Raw genomic sequence first — 20,421 nt, forward strand, 5'->3', positions numbered from 1 at the left:
TACATTTTAGAAAGGTATAAAGAAAAAAGCCTTCCCCTTTCGCGTTCAGTTTTCAGAATATTCTGAAAACCGGCTGCAAAAGGGTCTGACCCCTTTAATGACCGCCCACATCAATGTGCAAATTGACTCTCATATAATTTTTTGTAGAACCCTCCCCGGGCCAGTAATTCTTCATGTCTGCCCTGTTCGATGATGTTCCCGTCTTTCATGACTAATATGACATCCGCCTCACGGATGGTAGATAGCCGGTGGGCCACAATAAAGCTGGTCCGCCCTTCCATCATATGCTGGAAAGCTTCCTGAATCTTGATTTCTGTCCGTGTATCAATAGAAGAGGTTGCTTCGTCGAGAATCAGCATAGGTGGAAGGTTCAGCATAACCCTTGCAATACATAGAAGCTGTTTCTGTCCCTGAGAGAGGTTTCCGCCATCCTCCTGAATAAATGTATCATAGCCATCTTCCATTCTTCTAATAAAACTATGAGCATGTGCAGCTTTTGCCGCAGCCACAATTTCCTCCCGGGGCGTATGAAGCCGTCCATAGGCAATATTTTCTGCTACCGTCCCTGCTTTCAGCCACGTTTCCTGCAGCACCATGCCGTAGTTTCCGCGGAGACTGTCCCGGGTTACCTCTCTGATGTCATGGCCGCTGAGGATAATCTGTCCGGCATCCACATCATAAAAGCGCATCAGCAGATTAATCAATGTGGTTTTACCGCAGCCGGTTGGTCCCACAATTGCTATTTTCTGTCCCGGCTTAGTTTCCAGATTCAGATGCTTCAAAAGTGGTACGTTCTTGTTGTAGGAAAAGGAAACATCTTTTAGACTAAGATTCCCATCTTCTTTCCTTAAAACAGCCGCGCCAGCCGCATCCGGAACCTCTGGAGTCTCTTCTATAAAATCAAAAACACGTCTGGCACAAGCAAATGCATTCTGCAGCTCCGTCACTACACTGGAAATTTCGTTGAATGGCTTTGTGTACTGATTTGCATAGCTCAAAAAAGCTGAAAGCTGCCCTACGGAAATTGCTCCGTGTATGGCGGTAAACGCTCCCACAATGCCAACCCCGGCATAAACAAGACTATTGACAAACCGGGTGGTAGGATTTGTAACGGAAGAAAAGAAAATTGCCTTCAGACTCACCTTCTGTAATTTTCTATTCACTTCGTCAAATCGTTCCATCGCCCTGTCACCGTATCCAAAAGCCTGGACCACCTTCTGATTCCCCACCATCTCATCCACAAGAGATGTCATTTCCGCCCTCGTCTCCGACTGTGCCTTGAACATTACATAAGTCCGCCTGGCAATAGAGCTTGCCACAAATAGCGACAGCGGTGTAATCACAATGACAACCAGAGCAATTTTTACATTTATGGAGAGCATGAAAATCAGTGTTCCCAAGATAGTCACTATTCCTGTAAACAGTTGAGTGAAGCCCATCAGCAGGCCATCTGAAAATTGCTCCACATCCGTAATGATACGGCTGATTACCTCACCATACTGATGGCTGTCAACATAACACAGCGGAAGTATCTGCAATTTAGAAAATGCATGAATCCTTATGTCCTTTACTACCCTGTAGGTTATAATGTTGTTGCACAGATTCATCAGCCACTGCGCAAGGCTCGTAATAAATATCACCACAGCCAGCACTTTTAAAATGTAAAATATTGCTTCAAAATCTACTCTGCCTTTTCCAATCACAAAATCAACCGCATCTCCTGTAAGAATGGGTGCATACAATGTAAGGGTAACTGAAATCAGAGCAAACACCAATGAAAGTATCATATAGGGCAAATAGGGCTTAATTAAAAGTAAAATCTTCTTTGTCGTTTCGTCTTTTTTACCTGACATATCAGCGCACCTCCTCCTTTGACATCTGTGAATAGCAGATTTCCCGATATACCGGACAGTCCTCCAAAAGTTCTTCATGAATTCCATAACCGGCTATCTCCCCATCATCCAGCACAATAATCCTGTCTGTATACCGGATGGACGCCGCCCGCTGGGAAACGATAAAGACAGTCATTCCCGAGGTGTCCTCAGAAAGAGATTTCCGAAGTCTATAGTCCGTAGCAAAATCCAGTGCCGATGCACTGTCGTCCAAGATCAACACCTGTGGCTGCCTTACCAGTGCCCTTGCAATTGTCAGACGCTGCCGCTGCCCTCCGGAAAGGTTTTTTCCACCTTCGCTGATTATCGTGTCAAGACCTGACTGCCTGGACTCCACAATTTCAAGTGCCTGCGCTGTTTTCAATGCAGCAAAAATCTCGCCATCCGTGGCGTCAGCCTTTCCCATCTGCATATTCTGACGGATTGTTCCATGAAACAGAACCGCCTTTTGCGGAACAATTCCTACCTTGCCCCTTAAAATATCCATTCTCCATTCTTTTACATTCACACCATTCACAAGTACACTGCCCTCTGATGTGTCGTAAAATCTTGGAATCAGATTCACAAGAGTGCTTTTCCCGCTGCCTGTTCCCCCTATAATGCCGATAGTCTCTCCGGCATATGCCCGAAAAGTGATATTTGACAAAGCCGGCTCCTGGCTGTTCTGGTAGTAAAAAGTAACATTTTGCATTTCTACCCTGGCCGATTCCTGCTGTTCTTCACTGGCCTCTTCTCTTCCTTCAGCGGTTCCGTCCTTAATCCCTGGTTTTAAATCAAAGACTTCATTAATTCTGCCGGCAGATGCCATTGCCTTTGTAAAAGAAATAATCAGATTTGCAATCATTACCAAAGCCAGCAGAATCTGGCTCATATAATTCACAAGGGCAATGACCTCACCCTGTGTAATTCTCCCTACATTTACCGCGCCCCCTCCGTACCAGACAACCGCAATAATCCCCAAATTTACAAATACATAAGTGATAGGATTCAATAATGCCGATATCCTGCCGACCTTCAATTGAAGCTGCATTAAGCTGCTGCTCTTCTCTTCGTACTCCTGCATTTCCTGATTTTGTGTCCGAAAAGCCCGTATCACACGGATACCCGCCAGATTTTCCCTTGTGGAAAGCAGCACCTGGTCAAGTCTCTTCTGTACCTTTTTATACAGAGGAATTGTCAGCATCATAATTCCATAAATGACAAAGGCAAGCAGGGGTACCGCTATCAAAAATATAACTGCAGTCTTCACATCTATGGTAAAAGCCATAATCATAGCTCCCACTACAATAAATGGTGATCTCAGAAATAATCTTAACACCATATTCACCCCTGTCTGCACCTGATTGATATCACTGGTAATACGTACCACAAGAGTGGAACTTCCGGCCCTATCAATCTCCCCGTAAGACAGTTGCTGAATATGGTGAAACATAGCATGGCGCAGTGCTGTTCCGAATCCTACCGCCGCCTTTGCCGCAAAATATTGTGCAGTTAAGGATGATGCAAGTCCCAGCACGCCGAATATAACCAGAATGCCTCCCAGTTTCCATATATAAGAAACATCCTGATTTTTTATCCCTACATCTATAATCCGGGCCATTACAAGCGGCACAATCAATTCAAATGTAGCTTCAAGCATTTTAAACAGTGGTGCAAAAACGCTTTCTTTTTCATATCCCCGCAGAAAATGTAATAATTTCCTCACATTTTTTTCCTCCATATCACTTTCATTAACAATAGAATTGTAACAGACAATCCTTCTGCTGTAAATGTCCTGCCGGATTCCAGCTGATAGCTAAACTGTTACAGCTTGCTTGATGCTCTGATACCTGCGGATTGCTACGCACTTTGTGCTCCCGCAATCCTGGTATCATAAAAGTATTGACTTTTTATTCACAAAATAATATTGTATTATTTAAGTAATACAGATATACTATTAAATACGGAGGTATCTTTCATGGAATCGCTCATCAAAATTGAGAACATACATAAAATCTATAACCCCGGTGAAAATGAAGTCCGCGCATTGGACGGTATTGACCTGAGTATTCAAAAGGGTGAATTCGTAGCAATCATTGGACACTCCGGGTCTGGAAAATCTACGCTTATGAATATGCTGGGCTGCCTGGATGTTCCAACCTCAGGAAAATATTACCTGAAAGGGCACGATGTTTCGCAATTGACGGACAATCAATTATCAGAAATCCGCAATGAAGAAATCGGTTTTATTTTTCAAGGCTTCAATCTGGTCGCAAACCTGGATGCTGTGGGGAATGTAGAGCTCCCCCTCATTTACCGCGGACTCGGGAAGCAGAAGCGCCGCAGAATTGCTGTGGAAGCTCTAAAAAAAGTAGGCCTGGGTACCCGGCTTAAGCACAAGCCCAATGAACTGTCCGGCGGGCAGCAGCAGAGAGTTGCTGTTGCACGTGCCATTGCTGCCCAGCCGCCAATCGTATTGGCAGATGAGCCTACAGGCAACCTGGATACAAAGTCTACAAAAGAAATTATGGAAATACTAAAAGGACTTCACCGGGGAGGGCGCACCGTTATCATCATCACACACGATGATGATATTGCTGCTCAAGTCAACCGGATTGTCCGCATCGTTGACGGCCGCGTAGAAAACGACTATCTAAATGAAGAAAGGGAGGATGCATAATATGTTTTCCAAGAAGAAAAGGGAACAAGATAAAGATTTAGACACCATTATCACAGAGACTCTGGAGGAGGATGCAGTTCATGATGAAGATTCCTATGAGCTGGAAGACAGTGGAGCAGCCAACCCACCCAGAAAAAAGCTGCCCGGCTGGGTTATTATTCCAGTAATCGCAGTCCTGGCTGTTATCATTATTGCAGTCTCCTTCCTTTCTAAGGGAAACGACAGCGGGAAAGGCACTCCCCTTCAGGTTTCAAAGGTGACCACAGGGGACGTCCGCGAAATATACAACGCAAGCGGTAAAATTGAAAGCGAAAATACAAAAACATATTATTCTCCCGTTACTGCTCCTATTGCAAAATGCAATGCTGTCGTGGGAAATGCCGTGAAATCGGGAGAGCTTTTAGTTTCATTTGACACAACCAATCTGGAGCGCGACAACCAACAGGCTCAGCTGACACTGAAGTCCAGCCTGAACAGTTCCCTTGTTGCAAAGGCGCAAAATGCAAAGGCCATCGATGCAGCAAACGCAGCAAATACACAGGCTGCGGAGCAGGCAAATCAACTGGCTGATAAGGTAAATGAATTGGCAGCACAGGTGGATGCGGCATATGCAAAATATCAGGAAAATTTGGCCGCTGCGGAGGCGGCAGCCCCCGATCAGGCTAAATTGAAAGCAGAAATTGTAGCACAACAGAATATAATACAGATAAACGATGCTGTTATTCAGAAAATTACCGATAGTTATGGCAATAACTTTCCGGATTTAGATGCTGCATTGGCAAAGCCCGATGAAGAAAAGAATAATGATGATCTGGCAATAATTCAATATCACGAGGCCAAAACTGAGATTGCAAAGGCTAATGAAATAATAAATAAGATCACCCCCCAAATTAAAGACGGCCCTGTCGACGATGCCGGTTACAATGAACTCAATGCCCAGCTGGAGACTGTCTACGCCCAATGGGAAGCTGCCTACAATGCGGCATCTGCCCCCTCTGCGGATACGGGTATGTCTTCCGCCGAACTGGAAGGCCTGGTCATCAGTGACAATCTGGCTGAGCTGACAGCGCTGTCTCCTGCTGAGCTAGTAGCAAAGGGTAAGGAGGGGATGGCCGCCGACATGGACGGGGTTATTGCTTCCGTAGGTCTTTTGGAGACCAATACGGCAACTCAGGGAATGGCTATGTTTACAGTTGCCAGCACGGAAAAGGTGCGGGTAAAAATTGAAGTGTCACCCGATGATTATGATAAGATAAAAGTTGGAAATAAAGCGGAAATTACTATCGGGCAATACAAATATCAAGGCACGCTGACCAAAGTCAACAAAATTGCACTTAACAACGAAAAGGGCAATCCAGTCATCGGCGCCGAAATACACATCGACAATCCTGATGAGAATGTCTGCATCGGTGCTGCCGCAAAGATTTCCATGACCGTAGCTGAATCCAGTGATGTTCTTCTCGTTCCGACTGAAGTAATCAACACCTCCTCCGAAGGTGACTTTGTGTACGTCATCAAGGATGGGATTGTAAAGAAAAAACCGGTCGAGCTTGGAACCGCATCTACGACTAAGATTGAGGTGAAGAGTGGCTTGAAAAAGGGCGACCAGGTTGTAAATGACCTAAACGTAGACATTAAGGACGGGATGAAGGCCACTGCCTCGGAGAAGAAAAACACGGACACCGCACAAAAGGAGACGGAGTCACCCGTTTCGGTAAATGTGACAAATTGAGAAAAGAGGATATAACATGGGACAGTTTTTAGAATATGTAAAAATGGCTCTTGACAACATCCGTTCCAATAAAGGCCGCTCCTTTTTGACCATGCTGGGCATCATTATCGGCATCACTTCTGTTGTCACTATTGTTTCCATCGGAAACGGCCTGAAAAAGGACGTAGTGGATGCTTCAAATGAGCAGAACAATACTGTCACCGTACAGGCAAATACGGATGTGGTTTCCGATCCAAACAGCATTACCGGAGATGATATTGCTTTTTTAAGAACTTCTCTGGATGAATCGGTACAGAGTGTATCTGCTTATACGCAAACCTCCGGGACCATTGACACCCGCAAAGGGAGCTTTGATGCGTATATCTGGCTGGCGACACCGGATTATGAAAATGCGCAGTATACTGAGCCCCTGGTAAAAGGAAAGTACTTTACAGACAACGACGTAGCTAACGCAAATATGGTGTGCGTAATTGATGAACTGACGGCCTTATATTTATTTGGAAATACAGATGTCATAGGCATGAGTGTTGAACTTAAAGTTGACAGCAGTATACAGAATGTAAATATTATAGGTATTCGCAAAACTTCACAGGAAATGATGGAGGCCGAAAAGCAATATCAGGCCATGGGGATGGATAAAAGCATCAGCCTGGAAATGCCTTTCACAGTTTCCAATGCCTTTGGAAATCCTATTGAGGCATTTCCAGCTGTTTCTATCACTGCATATGATAAAGAGCAGGCAGCAAGCGTTGCAAAAAATGCGGTTCAAATATTAAATTCCAGGCACCAGAACCTGGGGGACTCACCATTTATACAACAGAAACCCATGGACTTCTCGGATATGTTCGGCTCCATTATGGACGGAGTCACCGCATTTGTCGCTCTGGTTGCAGGCATCTCTCTTGTTGTAGGGGGAATCGGTGTTATGAACATTATGCTTGTATCCGTTACCGAGCGCACCCGGGAAATCGGTATCCGCAAGGCACTGGGTGCTAAAACCGGTTCTATTGTGGCTCAGTTTCTCTGTGAGTCCGCAATCATTTCAGGGATGGGCGGAATTATAGGTATCATACTGGGGGCCGCACTGACAGCGCTCATTACCGCTCTCGGTGTAGGCGGAATCAAAGCGCAGCTTTCATTCCCGGCTATTTTAGTAGCCACAATCTTCTCATGCAGCGTCGGAATTGTATTTGGAATCTATCCTGCCAGGAAGGCAGCAAAATTAAGTCCGATTGAAGCATTGCGTAGAATGTGATATTATTTATAAATAACACTTAGTTTAAAAATCAAAACATCGAGGAGGGTTTTTGCATGAAAAAACGAAGCACATTATTAAAAGTATTATCGATTATCCTAATTGTCCTGGGGGCTTTCAGCCTAATCTCCAGCATCATTGCGGTCGCTGCCGGCAGAATGGTCCCTGAGGAAACTTATGCTTCTCTGGGAGTAGCGGCACCAACTACCTTTAGCTATATTCTGTCTTTTGTCGGCTCCTTTATTTTCTTAATTTCGGGTATCATGGGGATAGTCTACAAATCCAAACAATCCGTACTCATTATGGGGATTTTACTGGCTGTATATTATATTTTCAATATTATATATTCAGCTACAATCGCGTCATTTTCCGCGCTCAGTCTGATTGATCTGATATTCCCCATTCTCTATCTCTGGGGCTGGTATCAGTCTAATTAGAACAGTTATATGATGTTGGGGTCAAAAGGTATTTTGCCCCTTGATACCTACGGATTGCTACGCACTTTGTGCTCCCGCAATCCTAAAAACATTCGAAATCCGCCCTGCTCGGGCTACTTTCTCATGTTTTGCGGGTCCCAAAGTCATGCTTTTTCATGCAAGCATGAAACGCATGACCTTTTGACCCTGGTATCGTTATATTAATTTTCAAATGAACCAAGAAAGGATATTATCATGGACGAGATACACGTAAGCAAAGAACATTTTACAAGTAAACCGGACTGCTCGAACCGCACAGACAAGGAGGCAAAAACTTATGACCTGCTGGACAAACTGCATATTCCATACGAAGGTGTAGATCACGATGTTGCCCCCACAATTGAGGCGTGCAGAGCTATAGAGGATGAACTTGGAATTCTTCCCTGCAAAAATCTGTTTCTGAGAAATCGTCAGAAAACCACATTTTTTCTTCTTTTGATGCCGGGGGACAAAAAGTTTTTAACAAAGGATTTATCCAGCCAGTTGAATATTTCCAGGCTTTCCTTTGCAGAGCCTGAGTTTATGGAAGAATTTCTGAACCTCACACCGGGCTCTGTCAGCGTGCTGGGACTTATGAATGACAGGGACTGGGACGTTGACCTTCTGATTGATAAAGAATTACTTGAAAGCGAATATCTAGGCTGCCATCCTTGTATGAACACATCCACCCTGAAAATAAAAACCGAAGATATTCTGAAAAAATTTTTAAAACATACCGGCCACCGCTACACTATTGTCACACTTTAACGTTGATTTTTGATTTAGAAAATACTATACTTGCTAATGTAAATCTTTGAAAAAACAGAGGGCACGCATATGAAAAAAAGAGTCGTCGTTGCACTGGGACACCGGGCACTGGGAACCACCCTTCCCGAACAGATGGTGGCTGTAAATAAAACAGCAAAATCCATTGCAGATCTGATTGAGGAAGGCTACCAGGTCGCCATAACCCACAGCAATGCACCACAGGTAGGCATGATACACACTGCCATGAACGAATTTGGCAAGACCCATGACAATTACACCTCCGCTCCCATGTCCGTATGCTCCGCAATGAGTCAGGGGTATATCGGATATGATTTGCAGAATGGAATCCGCGAAGAACTTCTGAACCGCGGTATTTACCGCACGGTCAGCACCGTTCTCACCCAGGTAATCGTGGATCCTTATGATGAAGCATTCTACACTCCCACAAAAGTCCTAGGACGTTACATGACTGCTGAAGAAGCTGAGGAAGAACGCAGGAAAGGAAATTATGTAGTAGAAGAACCGGGCAAAGGTTTCCGCCGTGTCGTAGCTGCACCCAACCCAGTACAAATAGTCGAATTGGATGCCGTAAAGGCTCTTCTGGATGCAGACCAGCTTGTAATCGCATGCGGAGGCGGCGGTATACCCGTTTTGGAACAGGACAATCACCTTAAGGGTGCCAGTGCTGTCATAGAAAAGGATTTAGCTGCCGGGAAACTGGCAGAAGGAATTGATGCAGATAAACTGATTATCCTGACGAGCGTAGAGCAGGTCTGCATCAACCTGGGGCATCCGGATGAAGAAAAACTGGGAGAGATTACTGTAGAGCAGGCAAAGAAGTACATGGAAGAAGGACATTTCGGCATTTATAATATGCTTCCTAAATTCCGTGCTGCAGTAGAATTCATAGAACAACGTGACGGCAGAAGTGCTCTTATAACCTCTTTTGATAAAGTAAAGGATGGGATTAAGGGCAGAGCCGGAACTATTATAGAATAATAAAAGGGGTCTGACCCTTTTGAACGCCAATTTCTGAATTGTTGAAACAATTCAGAAATTGAGCCTCAAAAGGGTCAGACCCCTTTTCGTATTATTTCTGGTTGGCAGGTTCTACAGCTATGGACTTTCCTTTTATCTTGGTATGAGTCATAGCATTTAATACCTCTCTTGCATATTCCTTCGGCACCTCTACGAACGTGTATTTATCATACATATCGATGGAGCCGATTACTTTTCCCGGGATACCACTTTCTCCTGCAATGGCACCAACAATGTCGCCGGGTTTTGCTTTGTTTTTCTTGCCGATATTGATGAAAAGACGTACCATTCCCGCCTCTTCCGCACCGGTATCTCCAAATTCTGCCTCCTCAGGACTTATTTCATTTTGTCCGGAGGTAAGCTTCAGAAAAGCAGCTGCCATATCCATGGCTGTATAATCGGAGTCATTTACTTTATTTTCAATAGCCTGAAGGTACCTTGTCAAATCTTCTGTTTCAACGATCTGATCAATTTCATCCAGAATATTTTCCATTTTAGTACTTGCTACATCATTTAAGGAGGGAACCTTCTGCGCGTAAATCTTTGTTTTGCAGTAACGCTGGATTTCCTTTAATTTATATGCCTCCTTGCCGGACACAAAGGAAAAAGATCTTCCTTCCCGTCCTGCTCTCCCGGTTCTTCCTATTCGATGTACATAATATTCATCATCCTGGGGCAGGTCATAATTAAATACGGCCTCAACCTCTTCCACATCAATTCCTCTTGCCGCTACATCCGTAGCTACAAGAATATCTGTTTTTCCCGAACGGAATCCCTGCATTACCCGGTCCCTCTGTATCTGTTTCATATCTCCATGCAGACCGGCCGCAAAATATCCTCTGCCGAGAAGTCCATTTACCAGGATATCAACCTGTTTTTTCGTATTGCAGAAAACAACTGACAACTTCGGTGTATAAATATCCAGCAGGCGGGAAAGTACTTCTTCCTTATTCTTAGGCTTTACTTCATAATAAAATTGCTCGATATTCGGCACCGTCAGCTCTTTTTTCGTCACCTTGATAAGCTCAGCTTTTTTTTGAAACTTCTTTGTAATATCTAATATAGCCTGGGGCATTGTTGCAGAAAACAAAACTGTCTGGCGCTCCACAGGAACTCCTTCCAGAATTGTCTCAATATCCTCACGGAATCCCATATTGAGCATCTCATCTGCCTCATCCAGAACAACTGTGTGGACTTCTTCCATTTTTATGGTCTTTCTTCTCATGTGGTCCATCACACGTCCTGGTGTGCCAATAACCAGCTGTGCTCCGCTTTTTAAAGAACGAATCTGGGTAACAATTTCTTGACCGCCATAGATTGGCAATACTTTAATCCCGTGCATATATTTTGCAAGGCTGCGGATTTCTTCCGCCACCTGAATTGCCAGTTCCCTCGTTGGACACAGGACAATCGCCTGAAGCTTTCTATCTTTTGGCTCTATTTTTTCCAAAAGGGGAATGCCGAAGGCCGCCGTCTTTCCTGTTCCGGTCTGAGCCTGCCCTATCATGTCCTTCCCTGTCCTCATAACAGGAATCGCTTTTGCCTGGATCGGTGAAGCCTCCTCAAATCCCATATTCTTTACTGCTTTTACAATTTCGGGGAGGAGCCCCATTTCTTCAAATCTTACTTCTTCCATAAATCTCCTTCAATGTCTATCGTTACAGTTTGCCATAAGATTGATCCCACTTCACTTTTTCCCGCACATTCCCTTAAAAAGCCCGCGCCAAACTGTAGCTGTCAAATAGTCGCAGGTGATATCATAACAAAATTCCAATTAGATGTCAATTTGTAACCCCTCAGAACCAGGCAGATATATTTAGGAATAGGCCGTGAAAGCTCGCTTTCTAAGGCCTATTCCTAAATATATCTATTTGGCGAGAGCCAATAGCAGGAAAACCCTCCGGTTTTCCCGCTGTCTGGTTCGATATATTTTCACTAATTTCCCTTCATTTTATTCTTGCAATTTTGTTATACAAGGTGTAATATATGCATATACTAAACATAGTTTTCAATACTACATGTAACGTTTTTAATTTCCAGGAGGTGTATCACTTATGAACAAGAAAACTTTTTTCAAAGATCCAGGCAGTGCAATTACACATTTTATAGGAATGCTGATGGCTATATTCGCAGCGATTCCTCTATTGATAAAGGCAGCCCACGAGCCAAGCAGAATATACGTGATTTCACTGTCTGTCTACGCTGTCAGCATGATTTTATTATATGCAGCAAGTACCACTTACCATACTTTTGATTTATCAGAAAAGAAAAATACCGTTTTGAAAAAAATTGATCATATGATGATTTTCGTGTTAATCGCGGGGAGTTACACTCCCATCTGTCTTTTGGTACTGCGGGGGCGGACCGGTAAAATTTTACTTGGAATCGTATGGTCCATCGCAATTGTGGGTATTCTAATCAAAGCTTTCTGGGTGTACTGTCCCAAATGGGTGTCTTCCGTATTATATATTGGAATGGGATGGGCCTGTGTACTGGCCTTTACCCAGATTTTAAATAATATGTCCAGAACCGCATTTCTTTGGCTTTTGGCCGGTGGTATTATTTATACGATCGGCGGAATCATTTATGCAATGAAACTGCCTATTTTCAATAACAGGCATAAAAATTTCGGAAGTCACGAGATATTCCACCTGTTTGTTATGGGCGGCAGCGTATGCCACTTTGTTCTCATGTACTCTTTTGTTCTGCCCTAGTGTACTGTCTCATTAATTTTCAGCAAACAAGCTATTTTGCGAAATATCAATGAGACAATGCACTAGTGTATGCATACGAAAGCAGGAGTAAATGAATGGATGTCATTTACTCCTGCTTTCTATTATTCAAACATATGGTTTAAAGCCTGTATTCTTTTATCTATTCCATGTTCTATGATATATTCGCTCACGGTTTTGGGCACGTGCTGCTGCCATTCCAGACCTTCCGCAATCAATTGTCTTATTTCGGTTCCTGTAATCCCTCTTTCTTCCTCTATCTTTCTCCAGAGAACCTCCGTCTCTAAGCCTAGCCTCTGCAGGATCTGACAGCGTTCTTCATCCCATTCGCTGCAGATACTCATAAAATAAACTGCATCTCTTGGGGCATATTGAGTGATTAAGTCCGGCTGGCTCACAGGAAATGGAATCATCTCATATTCTTCTCTTTTCACGCCAAAATCAGTCAGGGCACCCTGTATCATCTCAAGACGTTCAAAATAGGTAAGGGGATTGTCCCGTTTTGTTGTTCCATGCAAATCCAATGCAGATGTTGCGGCAAAGGCGACAATATCCGAATGTGTAATCCCGATATATAACTTCCTGCATCTCATTTTGGCTGCCAGTAAATACTCCATATGCTTTAAGTGAAAGATTTGAAACCTCCCATGTATAACCCCTGTGTCGACCATCACTTGGTCCCCCTATCTCAGCCTTAAGCTGATTTTTCTCCTAAATATATATCAGCGAGGTGGAGGCAAAAGATATTTTGCCCCTTGATACGTACGGATTGCTCCGCACTTTGTGCTCCCGCAATCCTAAAAACATTCGAAATTCGCCCTATTCGGGCTACTTTCTCATGTTTTGCGGGTTCCAATGTCATGCTTTTTCATGCAAGCATGACCTTGGAACTTTATGATACCTGCGGATTGCTCCGCACTCTGTGCTCCCGCCATCCTAAAAACATTCGAAATTCGCCCTATTCGGGCTACTTTCTCATGTTTTGCGGGTTCCAATGTCATGCTTTTTCATGCAAGCATGAAACGCATGACATTGGAACCCTAGTATCATATTAGTATATTATAGTTTTATTGGGAAAGCAAATTAGATTTCCATCTTTTTTCCGTCCAGGGCAGCATACTGCAGAATATCACTTTTATCATACACCAGCTTCAGGGAAAAGAATTCTCTGTCTTCCTCAATGAGGCGGAAAAAGATTTTGTCACCTTCCCAGATATTCAGTTCAAAAAGCTTTTTTTTATCCACCCATTCCAGCTCTCCCTCATCACAGGCTATGAGATCACCTGTAAAATCATCTGCTGTGTAAAGGGATATATATTCCACAACATCTTTCCCATATACAAAGGTCAAAATTCCACGGTATTTATATGAAGTCAATGTATACCCCGTTTCTTCTTTTACTTCGCGCAGCAGGCATTCTTCAGGGCTTTCCCTTTCTTCAAAGTGTCCCCCTACACCTATCCATTTATCCTTGTTCACGTCATTTTTCTTAACTGTCCGATGTAACATCAGATAGCAGCCGTTTTTTTCAATATAACACAATGTACTTAACTTAAGCATCCTTATCACTTCTCCTCTTCCTTTTATCTTTCGTTATTCCGGAATGCTGTCCCGCACACAGAGCGCTCCATACCCCATTTGATTATTAGGCCACGCATCAAATCCAGGAAGCTCCCGGGCCCCTCTGCGCAGATAGGCTTTTACCTTTTCACCATACAAATAGGGATCATTTCCGTTTATAATACCCCACTCCATCAAAAGCGCTGCCCCTCCTGTCACAAAAGGTGTCGAGAAGGATGTGCCGGTAACTTCCGTATATGTACCGCCGGGCACAACTGTGGTAACCCGCACTCCCGGGGCAACCAGATCTGGTTTCACCGTGGTGGAAAATGTTCCTGTAGGGAAAATGCCCCGGCCCGAAAAGTCTGCATAACTGAAGGTAAGTGCATCATACGCCCCTACAGTAATCACCCGAACAGCTGTGGATGGTATTGTGAGAGTTGCATCACTTCTTGGGAATAAAAACCCGGTTCCCTGATTCAATACTCCCTGGCTCGGCAGCCACATTTGGTATTCCCCCGTGACAACCCTTCTTGGTGTCAGTATAATCTGCCATTCTCCGCTGTTTATATATGAGTTCCTGGGAAGAAAATCTATAAAAATTTCCTGCTTCACACTATAGGGACTCGGTTCTCCATAATACAACAGTATTTCTGTCTGCCCCAGTACAAAACGCTGGGGACCGAGAATCTGCTGAATCGGCCCCACCCTGACCCCTGAAGGACTTTCAATAGAAATGTCCACATCATCCACATAGGACTTCCATATCTGTACGCTGACCGTTGGTTCATTCATCTGTACCCCCAGCCGGACAATTTCTTCCGTTCCCTGTACAAGAATACCTGATGTGTGGCCGCTGCTGGTTCCCTCATTTCCACTGCCTACACTTATCGTAGTTCTTCCGTAGTTCGATATATCATCCAAAAATCTCTCCAGAAGAGAAGTTCCGTCATGAGGACCATATGTATTCCCGAAGCTGATATTTATTGATACCGGCATCTGGTACTCTATTCCCTTCCTCACAGCATAATCTACGGCTTGCATCAGCTCTGTTGTTCTGGGGAAACTATCCTCCCTCGGGTTTCCCAGCTTGACAATCAAAAGATCACTTTGCGGTGCCACACCCGCATTCTGTCTGCTTGGACTCCCTGCTCCGTTTCCGGCTGCAATTCCGGCTACCGAGGTCCCGTGCCCCGACGTGTCCCTGCTTGGCACGATTTCTTCTCTGGCCGCTCTATTTTCCTGGCTCAGCGCCTCATTAATCTGATCCATAGTATATTCTGTTCCAATAGAATACCCCTCGGGAGGTGCGCCCGGTATGGCCTGGTCCCACAATGCTCTTATTCTCGTTGTCCCGTCATCATTCCTGAAATCCGCAAGGGTATAATCGATTCCGCTGTCCAGAACCGCAACCAAAACACCCCTGCCAGATAATGAAAAAGGAGCTTGCCGCACCTGATTGACGCAGGAAACTCGTATTCCGTTTATTACCTGAAAGAATAACATCTTTGGTTTTTCAATGTACTCTATCTGAGGAAGGGCCGCCAGTTCCTCAATTACAGACTCTCTAATTGTAATAATTGCATATTCATTTGACAGTTGTGTCACAGCCGTGGCCAAATCACGGACAGCATCCAGAGACCCGGAATACTTAATAATCAAGTCCCACTCTCTGTCAATAGGATTATATCCCACATCCAGTTCCCGCGATTTCTGCCTTTCCTCTTCTGTAGCGTCCAATGCAAGACTCAGCATATTTTCAGTTTTCTGACTCATTTAACGCTCCCGGCGGATTTTTTATTTTACTTTCTGTAAAATTATCAGCCATATATATACTCTTTATTATACTAATATGTATCCTGGCCGTTGAATTATTCTTCTTGTTGTAACAGTTCAGCCATGCGGATTTTTACAAATGCCTAGTTAAATCCGATCAGCCTTCTGGCCACACTGTAGGCCATAGAGGAAACTTTTTGTCCTGACTTTCCGGGCAGGTTGGTAGTCTGTCCAAGAATTCCATGGCGAATCCTCATGTAGGTACCATAATCTCTCTTTTTCAGATATCTCCATAGCTCTGTCTTTTTCTCAAGGTTCTCCTTTTTCTTGGAGCGAATGCACAGAATAGAGGACACCGTCATCATAATGGCAAGATAATTCACCATATATTTTTTAAGCTTTTTACTGGGTATCATTCTGAGCTCGTACATGTCTATCATCGCCCGTGTTACAAATATCTGCTGATCGATCCTGCTGATCATGACCTTCTCATTTACAGACTGATCCTCACGGCCTATAAAATACCGGTAAAAATCCACATCCAGATAATACAGGTTCCTCACATGGGGAAGGGGATAATAGACGTAAATGTTGTCCACATAAAATGTATGCTTCGGAAGCCTGAGCTGACACAATTTCAGCATTTCAGTTCTGTAAATGACTGAATGCATCAGAATGTACTGATCCAGACGGAAATGTCCAATGTCATCCCAGTGGAAAATCTGATTCTGTGGAAGTACATTGCGATAGTGGATTACTTTCTTGTGCTCCATTCCCACCTTCTCGTAAACATAGTTGGACACAATCATGTCCACCTCACTCTCAGCCTGAACAAATCCTTTCACGGCATCCAGTATCTTCATCAGGGCTTCTTCATCTACCCAGTCGTCGCTGTCCACCACTTTGAAATATCTTCCTGTGGCATGGGACAACCCGGAATTCACCGCGTCCCCATGCCCCCCATTCTCCTTATTTACAGCCTTTACAATCGACGGATAGCTTTCAGCATAATGCCTGGCTATCTTCTTAGTCTTGTCTTTAGAGCCATCATTTACAATGATGATCTCTACATCCTCTCCCCCTTTTAATACGGACTGAATTGCTTTCTCCATATAGGCTTCAGAATTATAGCACGGAATTGCAAACGATATATATTTCATTTTAATTAACACCTCTTTATTCAGATAATGCATATTAGATGTAGGGGTCAAAAGGTATTTTGCCCTCTGATACCTACGGATTGCTCCGCACTTTGTGCTCCCGCAATCCTAAAAACATTCGAAATCCGCCCTACTCGGGCTTCTTTCTCATGTTTTGCGGGTCCCAAAGCCATGCTTTTTCATGCAAGCATGAAACACATGACCCTTTGACCCTGATATCATATTATAATGCATATTTTCTAAATTTCCAACTATTTTATGAGAATTTCCGTTCTTTCCCGGTTTATATCAGTTGTAAAAAAAGTGTTTATCCTTTATAGTTAAAATATCGTAACTATTCAGAATCGTTTGGAGGAATTATTATGAAGAAGAATGCTATTGTCGGCCAATCCGGAGGGCCAACTGCAGTTATCAACGCCAGCCTGTACGGGGTCGTTTACGAGGTTCTCAACCGGGAAGATTCTTTTGGTACCATATATGGAATGATTAACGGTATAGAAGGATTTTTAAATGGCAGCTGCATGGATATGAAGCCACTTGAAATGTCAGGAGAATTAGAATATATAAAGACTACCCCCGGCTCTTATCTGGGCTCCTGCAGATATAAGCTGCCTGAAGATTTAGATAATTCGGTATATGTCCGGTTATTTGACAAATTCCAAGAGATGAATATTGGATATTTTTTCTACATTGGGGGAAACGACTCCATGGATACTGTAAGTAAACTGTCCCGCCATGCAGCAAAAACAGGAAGTGATATCAAGGTAATTGGAATTCCCAAAACTATCGACAACGACCTGATAGAGACAGACCATACCCCGGGATTTGGCAGCGCTGCCAAATACATAGCGTCCACCGTCAGAGAGATCGCTGTTGATGCCTCAGTATATGATAATAAAAAATCAGTTACTATAGTGGAAATTATGGGGCGCCATGCCGGATGGCTGACTGCCGCAAGTTCCCTTGCCCGCAAATTTGAGGGAGATAACCCTGTTTTAATCTATCTCCCGGAAACTGATTTTAACCCCGAGCTGTTCCTGGAGAGTGTGGCAAAGACTTTGGAAACAACTCCCAATCTTGTTGTCTGCATTTCTGAGGGTATCCACGATGAAAACGGAACTTTTGTCTGTGAATTGGCCGGTGATGTAGGGATAGATGCCTTTGGCCACAAAATGCTGACAGGCTCCGGTAAGTATCTGGAGAATTTGGTGAAAACTCGTCTTGGGGTAAAGGTACGTTCCATCGAATTAAATGTCTGTCAACGCTGTTCCTCTGCCATGCTTTCCGCCACAGATCAGAAAGAAGCCATTGCCTCCGGAGCCTACGGTGTAAAATGCGCTCTTGATGGTGAGACCGGTAAAATGATTGCATTCAGGAGAATCCATAGCGAGCCTTATACTGTCGATTACGTCACCGCTGACGTAAATGTTGTCTGTAATCGGGAAAAGGCTGTTCCTCCTGATTGGATTACAAAAGCGGGAACCGATGTCAGTGATAAGTTTCTCGCATATGCTAAGCCTCTGATTCAGGGACAGGTCAATATTCCTTTTGAAAATGGACTGCCCAAATTTGCATACAGAAAGTAAGCATACTTCTTAGAGTTAAATGTAGGTCAGCAGTTGAAAAAGTGCATATACATTTAATTTTCCATACCCCCATATGTTATTGGGATAAACATACACAGGGTTCCTGGTTGCCCCCCGGATAATCAAGCCGTTCACATCTGTCCCTGTAAGAGAAGAATAATTTCCCCGGGCAACTGCCCATTCAAAAACAATAGCAACAGCACCTGCCGCATGGGCGGCAGCTGCTCCGGTTCCCGTTACAGTAGTATAGAGTCCGCCCGGGGCAGCACAGGGCAGCTGATTGCCCGGAGCGGCGGTATCTGGCTTAACACTGCCTAATCTTGTATATCCCCGGCTGGAGTCTATTATAATGCTCCCTGTATTCTGATCATAGGCAGATACAGTCAGTGCATGCCCTGCATTGCCCGGAGAAGTGATTGTCGTGTCCGGAGATGAGAGCAGAAAAAAGGTTTCATCCGAAATAAACTCACCATTTGGCAGCCAGCTGTGAAAGGAAAAAGGAACTGCATCAATGTTAGTGACACGTATACGCCAGATTCCTTCTGCTGCATTCTCAAAACGAACCAGTATAAGCTGACTTCCATTTTCCTCCTCTATGAGTATATTATTCACCCACATCTGGGTCTGGCTAAATACGAACTGATGGTTGACACAGGTTCCGATGGACGGGTAAATAGCAGCTGTCATTTCCCCCGAAGGTGCCACAATCTGTATAGATAATCTTGCCTGAATATCAGGCCATATCTCAAAAGAGAAAAGAGGATCTCTTGGAGATACCTTCAGTTCAAATTCCTGGTTATATGGGGCGGTACGCACATTTCCGTAGTAATGTCTGTTGTTATTTCCTTCATTCCCGGCGGCAACTACGAAATCCACTTGTGAAAGCTGTGAAAGAAAATCTACGTTACTGCTTGTTGCCCCTACTCCCTCGTGTCCTGTCAGGCTTGCCGCCAGTCCAATACAAATCACAATCGGCATGCCCAGCCTTTGCGCGGTCCTATATATATAACGTATCCCAAGCAGAATATCTGTTTCCTGGTAACACACTACATTCTCCTGAACACAGAAAATCCTGCGTAAATTTTGTTTTGCTTCCTTTAATTTTACCACCAGCAGCTGCGATCTCGGAACTACACCTCTAAATGAGTTTTCAGGGCTTGGACTCCCTGCTGCAACGCTGGCCAGAGCTGTCCCATGTCCATTTTCATCAACAGTTGGCACTATAGAAAGCGGATCTTCTGCTTGTAGTGCACTGTTGATAGCCTGATTATCATATTCCGCGCCATAAGTAAAGCCCTCAGGCACATCCCCATTCTGAATTGTCTGATCCCAGATAGAAACAATGCGGGAGGAATTACCTTCATCTCTAAACGCAGGATGAGTATAGTCAATTCCTGTATCAATGATTCCTACAAGAACCCCTGTGCCCAGCAGCGCAAGAGTAGGGTTAGACTGTATCGGTGATATATTGGAGCTGTCAAGACTCAATTGTGATGCCAGAGTATATAATGTGGGAAATCTGGGATAAGAATATAAGCCAAGATCACACATATTAAAATTGCTCATTTGCACATGGAGTATAGAATGCCTGTCATTGATAGGGGTAATATTTTCCCTTTGGCTTTCCTGCACGATCGTATTATTAATTAGAAAGTCATAATAATTTTCATCTAAAATTTTTTCCATCTCTCACCCATAACCGGTACTGATAACCTTGGCATTTCACTATCTGTCCTGTTTCATTTAGTTTAAGGCCACTACGGCAGTATCCCAGTTTATAATTAAATATTTATTGATAATTATGTATT

The 20,421-nt window shown here is 43.9% G+C and carries 16 protein-coding genes; 8 read left to right on the forward strand and 8 right to left on the reverse strand.

Annotated features, from left to right (window positions below; all coding sequences use genetic code 11):
• Positions 1 to 110: 110 nt before the first annotated feature.
• Together EDD59_RS03825 and EDD59_RS03830 are read right to left on the reverse strand one after the other, a co-directional pair.
• On the reverse strand, positions 111 to 1,853 hold the full coding sequence (locus EDD59_RS03825; protein WP_132379069.1) for an ABC transporter ATP-binding protein: 1,743 nt from the start codon (positions 1,851 to 1,853) through the stop codon (positions 111 to 113).
• A 1-nt stretch (position 1,854) separates the two neighbouring features.
• Positions 1,855 to 3,597 (reverse strand): ABC transporter ATP-binding protein, encoded by a 1,743-nt coding sequence (locus EDD59_RS03830; RefSeq protein ID WP_132379071.1) that lies wholly within the window; start codon positions 3,595 to 3,597, stop codon positions 1,855 to 1,857.
• Positions 3,598 to 3,849: 252 nt separating this feature from the next.
• Between EDD59_RS03830 and EDD59_RS03835 the strand changes: the two genes are divergently transcribed.
• The 6 genes from EDD59_RS03835 to arcC all read left to right on the forward strand — a co-directional run bounded on the left by EDD59_RS03835 (position 3,850) and on the right by arcC (position 9,760).
• Positions 3,850 to 4,551, forward strand: coding sequence for an ABC transporter ATP-binding protein (locus EDD59_RS03835; protein ID WP_132379073.1), 702 nt, complete (start codon positions 3,850 to 3,852; stop codon positions 4,549 to 4,551).
• A gap of 1 nt (position 4,552) precedes the next feature.
• Complete coding sequence (locus EDD59_RS03840; protein ID WP_132379075.1) at positions 4,553 to 6,283, forward strand: efflux RND transporter periplasmic adaptor subunit; 1,731 nt, start codon at positions 4,553 to 4,555, stop codon at positions 6,281 to 6,283.
• A gap of 16 nt (positions 6,284 to 6,299) precedes the next feature.
• Positions 6,300 to 7,538: an ABC transporter permease gene (locus EDD59_RS03845; RefSeq protein WP_132379077.1), complete on the forward strand. Its 1,239-nt coding sequence runs from the start codon at positions 6,300 to 6,302 to the stop codon at positions 7,536 to 7,538.
• Positions 7,539 to 7,594: 56 nt separating this feature from the next.
• Positions 7,595 to 7,975: a hypothetical protein gene (locus tag EDD59_RS03850; RefSeq protein ID WP_132379079.1), complete on the forward strand. Its 381-nt coding sequence runs from the start codon at positions 7,595 to 7,597 to the stop codon at positions 7,973 to 7,975.
• 234 nt (positions 7,976 to 8,209) lie between these two features.
• A complete protein-coding gene (locus EDD59_RS03855; RefSeq protein ID WP_132379081.1) occupies positions 8,210 to 8,761 on the forward strand; it encodes a prolyl-tRNA synthetase associated domain-containing protein in 552 nt (183 codons plus the stop codon).
• 69 nt (positions 8,762 to 8,830) lie between these two features.
• Positions 8,831 to 9,760, forward strand: coding sequence for a carbamate kinase (arcC, locus tag EDD59_RS03860; protein ID WP_132379083.1), 930 nt, complete (start codon positions 8,831 to 8,833; stop codon positions 9,758 to 9,760).
• 91 nt (positions 9,761 to 9,851) lie between these two features.
• On the opposite strand, the gene EDD59_RS03865 is transcribed toward arcC, so the two are convergent.
• Positions 9,852 to 11,435: a DEAD/DEAH box helicase gene (locus tag EDD59_RS03865; RefSeq protein WP_132379085.1), complete on the reverse strand. Its 1,584-nt coding sequence runs from the start codon at positions 11,433 to 11,435 to the stop codon at positions 9,852 to 9,854.
• Between the two features lie 418 nt (positions 11,436 to 11,853).
• On the opposite strand from EDD59_RS03865, the gene trhA reads away from it, so the two are divergent.
• Positions 11,854 to 12,513 (forward strand): PAQR family membrane homeostasis protein TrhA, encoded by a 660-nt coding sequence (gene trhA, locus EDD59_RS03870; protein ID WP_132379087.1) that lies wholly within the window; start codon positions 11,854 to 11,856, stop codon positions 12,511 to 12,513.
• A gap of 122 nt (positions 12,514 to 12,635) precedes the next feature.
• Here trhA and EDD59_RS03875 read toward each other — a convergent pair whose 3' ends face one another.
• The 4 genes from EDD59_RS03875 to EDD59_RS03890 all read right to left on the reverse strand — a co-directional run bounded on the left by EDD59_RS03875 (position 12,636) and on the right by EDD59_RS03890 (position 17,027).
• Complete coding sequence (locus EDD59_RS03875) at positions 12,636 to 13,202, reverse strand: nucleotidyl transferase family protein (protein ID WP_132379089.1); 567 nt, start codon at positions 13,200 to 13,202, stop codon at positions 12,636 to 12,638.
• 412 nt (positions 13,203 to 13,614) lie between these two features.
• On the reverse strand, positions 13,615 to 14,091 hold the full coding sequence (locus tag EDD59_RS03880) for an NUDIX hydrolase (protein WP_132379091.1): 477 nt from the start codon (positions 14,089 to 14,091) through the stop codon (positions 13,615 to 13,617).
• 33 nt (positions 14,092 to 14,124) lie between these two features.
• Complete coding sequence (locus EDD59_RS03885) at positions 14,125 to 15,867, reverse strand: S8 family peptidase (protein ID WP_132379093.1); 1,743 nt, start codon at positions 15,865 to 15,867, stop codon at positions 14,125 to 14,127.
• Between the two features lie 143 nt (positions 15,868 to 16,010).
• Positions 16,011 to 17,027, reverse strand: coding sequence for a glycosyltransferase family 2 protein (locus EDD59_RS03890; RefSeq protein ID WP_132379095.1), 1,017 nt, complete (start codon positions 17,025 to 17,027; stop codon positions 16,011 to 16,013).
• A 362-nt stretch (positions 17,028 to 17,389) separates the two neighbouring features.
• Here EDD59_RS03890 and EDD59_RS03895 point away from each other — a divergent pair, with 362 nt between their 5' ends.
• Complete coding sequence (locus EDD59_RS03895) at positions 17,390 to 18,613, forward strand: 6-phosphofructokinase (protein WP_132379097.1); 1,224 nt, start codon at positions 17,390 to 17,392, stop codon at positions 18,611 to 18,613.
• Between the two features lie 15 nt (positions 18,614 to 18,628).
• Here the strand turns inward: EDD59_RS03895 and EDD59_RS03900 are convergent, their stop codons facing one another.
• Positions 18,629 to 20,299, reverse strand: coding sequence for a S8 family peptidase (locus EDD59_RS03900; protein WP_132379099.1), 1,671 nt, complete (start codon positions 20,297 to 20,299; stop codon positions 18,629 to 18,631).
• Between the last annotated feature and the right edge of the window lie 122 nt (positions 20,300 to 20,421).

The sequence above is a fragment of the Muricomes intestini genome (genome assembly GCF_004346165.1).
GTDB lineage: Bacteria > Bacillota > Clostridia > Lachnospirales > Lachnospiraceae > Muricomes > Muricomes intestini.

Excerpts from the sequence above, each read along its gene's own strand:
- EDD59_RS03825 (WP_132379069.1), bottom strand. The coding sequence starts at position 1,853 with ATGTCAGGTAAAAAAGACGAAACGACAAAGAAGATTTTACTTTTAATT.
- EDD59_RS03835 (WP_132379073.1), top strand. The coding sequence starts at position 3,850 with ATGGAATCGCTCATCAAAATTGAGAACATACATAAAATCTATAACCCC.
- EDD59_RS03840 (WP_132379075.1), top strand. The coding sequence starts at position 4,553 with ATGTTTTCCAAGAAGAAAAGGGAACAAGATAAAGATTTAGACACCATT.
- EDD59_RS03845 (WP_132379077.1), top strand. The coding sequence starts at position 6,300 with ATGGGACAGTTTTTAGAATATGTAAAAATGGCTCTTGACAACATCCGT.
- EDD59_RS03850 (WP_132379079.1), top strand. The coding sequence starts at position 7,595 with ATGAAAAAACGAAGCACATTATTAAAAGTATTATCGATTATCCTAATT.
- EDD59_RS03855 (WP_132379081.1), top strand. The coding sequence starts at position 8,210 with ATGGACGAGATACACGTAAGCAAAGAACATTTTACAAGTAAACCGGAC.
- arcC (WP_132379083.1), top strand. The coding sequence starts at position 8,831 with ATGAAAAAAAGAGTCGTCGTTGCACTGGGACACCGGGCACTGGGAACC.
- EDD59_RS03865 (WP_132379085.1), bottom strand. The coding sequence starts at position 11,435 with ATGGAAGAAGTAAGATTTGAAGAAATGGGGCTCCTCCCCGAAATTGTA.
- trhA (WP_132379087.1), top strand. The coding sequence starts at position 11,854 with ATGAACAAGAAAACTTTTTTCAAAGATCCAGGCAGTGCAATTACACAT.
- EDD59_RS03875 (WP_132379089.1), bottom strand. The coding sequence starts at position 13,202 with ATGGTCGACACAGGGGTTATACATGGGAGGTTTCAAATCTTTCACTTA.
- EDD59_RS03880 (WP_132379091.1), bottom strand. The coding sequence starts at position 14,091 with ATGCTTAAGTTAAGTACATTGTGTTATATTGAAAAAAACGGCTGCTAT.
- EDD59_RS03885 (WP_132379093.1), bottom strand. The coding sequence starts at position 15,867 with ATGAGTCAGAAAACTGAAAATATGCTGAGTCTTGCATTGGACGCTACA.
- EDD59_RS03890 (WP_132379095.1), bottom strand. The coding sequence starts at position 17,027 with ATGAAATATATATCGTTTGCAATTCCGTGCTATAATTCTGAAGCCTAT.
- EDD59_RS03895 (WP_132379097.1), top strand. The coding sequence starts at position 17,390 with ATGAAGAAGAATGCTATTGTCGGCCAATCCGGAGGGCCAACTGCAGTT.
- EDD59_RS03900 (WP_132379099.1), bottom strand. The coding sequence starts at position 20,299 with ATGGAAAAAATTTTAGATGAAAATTATTATGACTTTCTAATTAATAAT.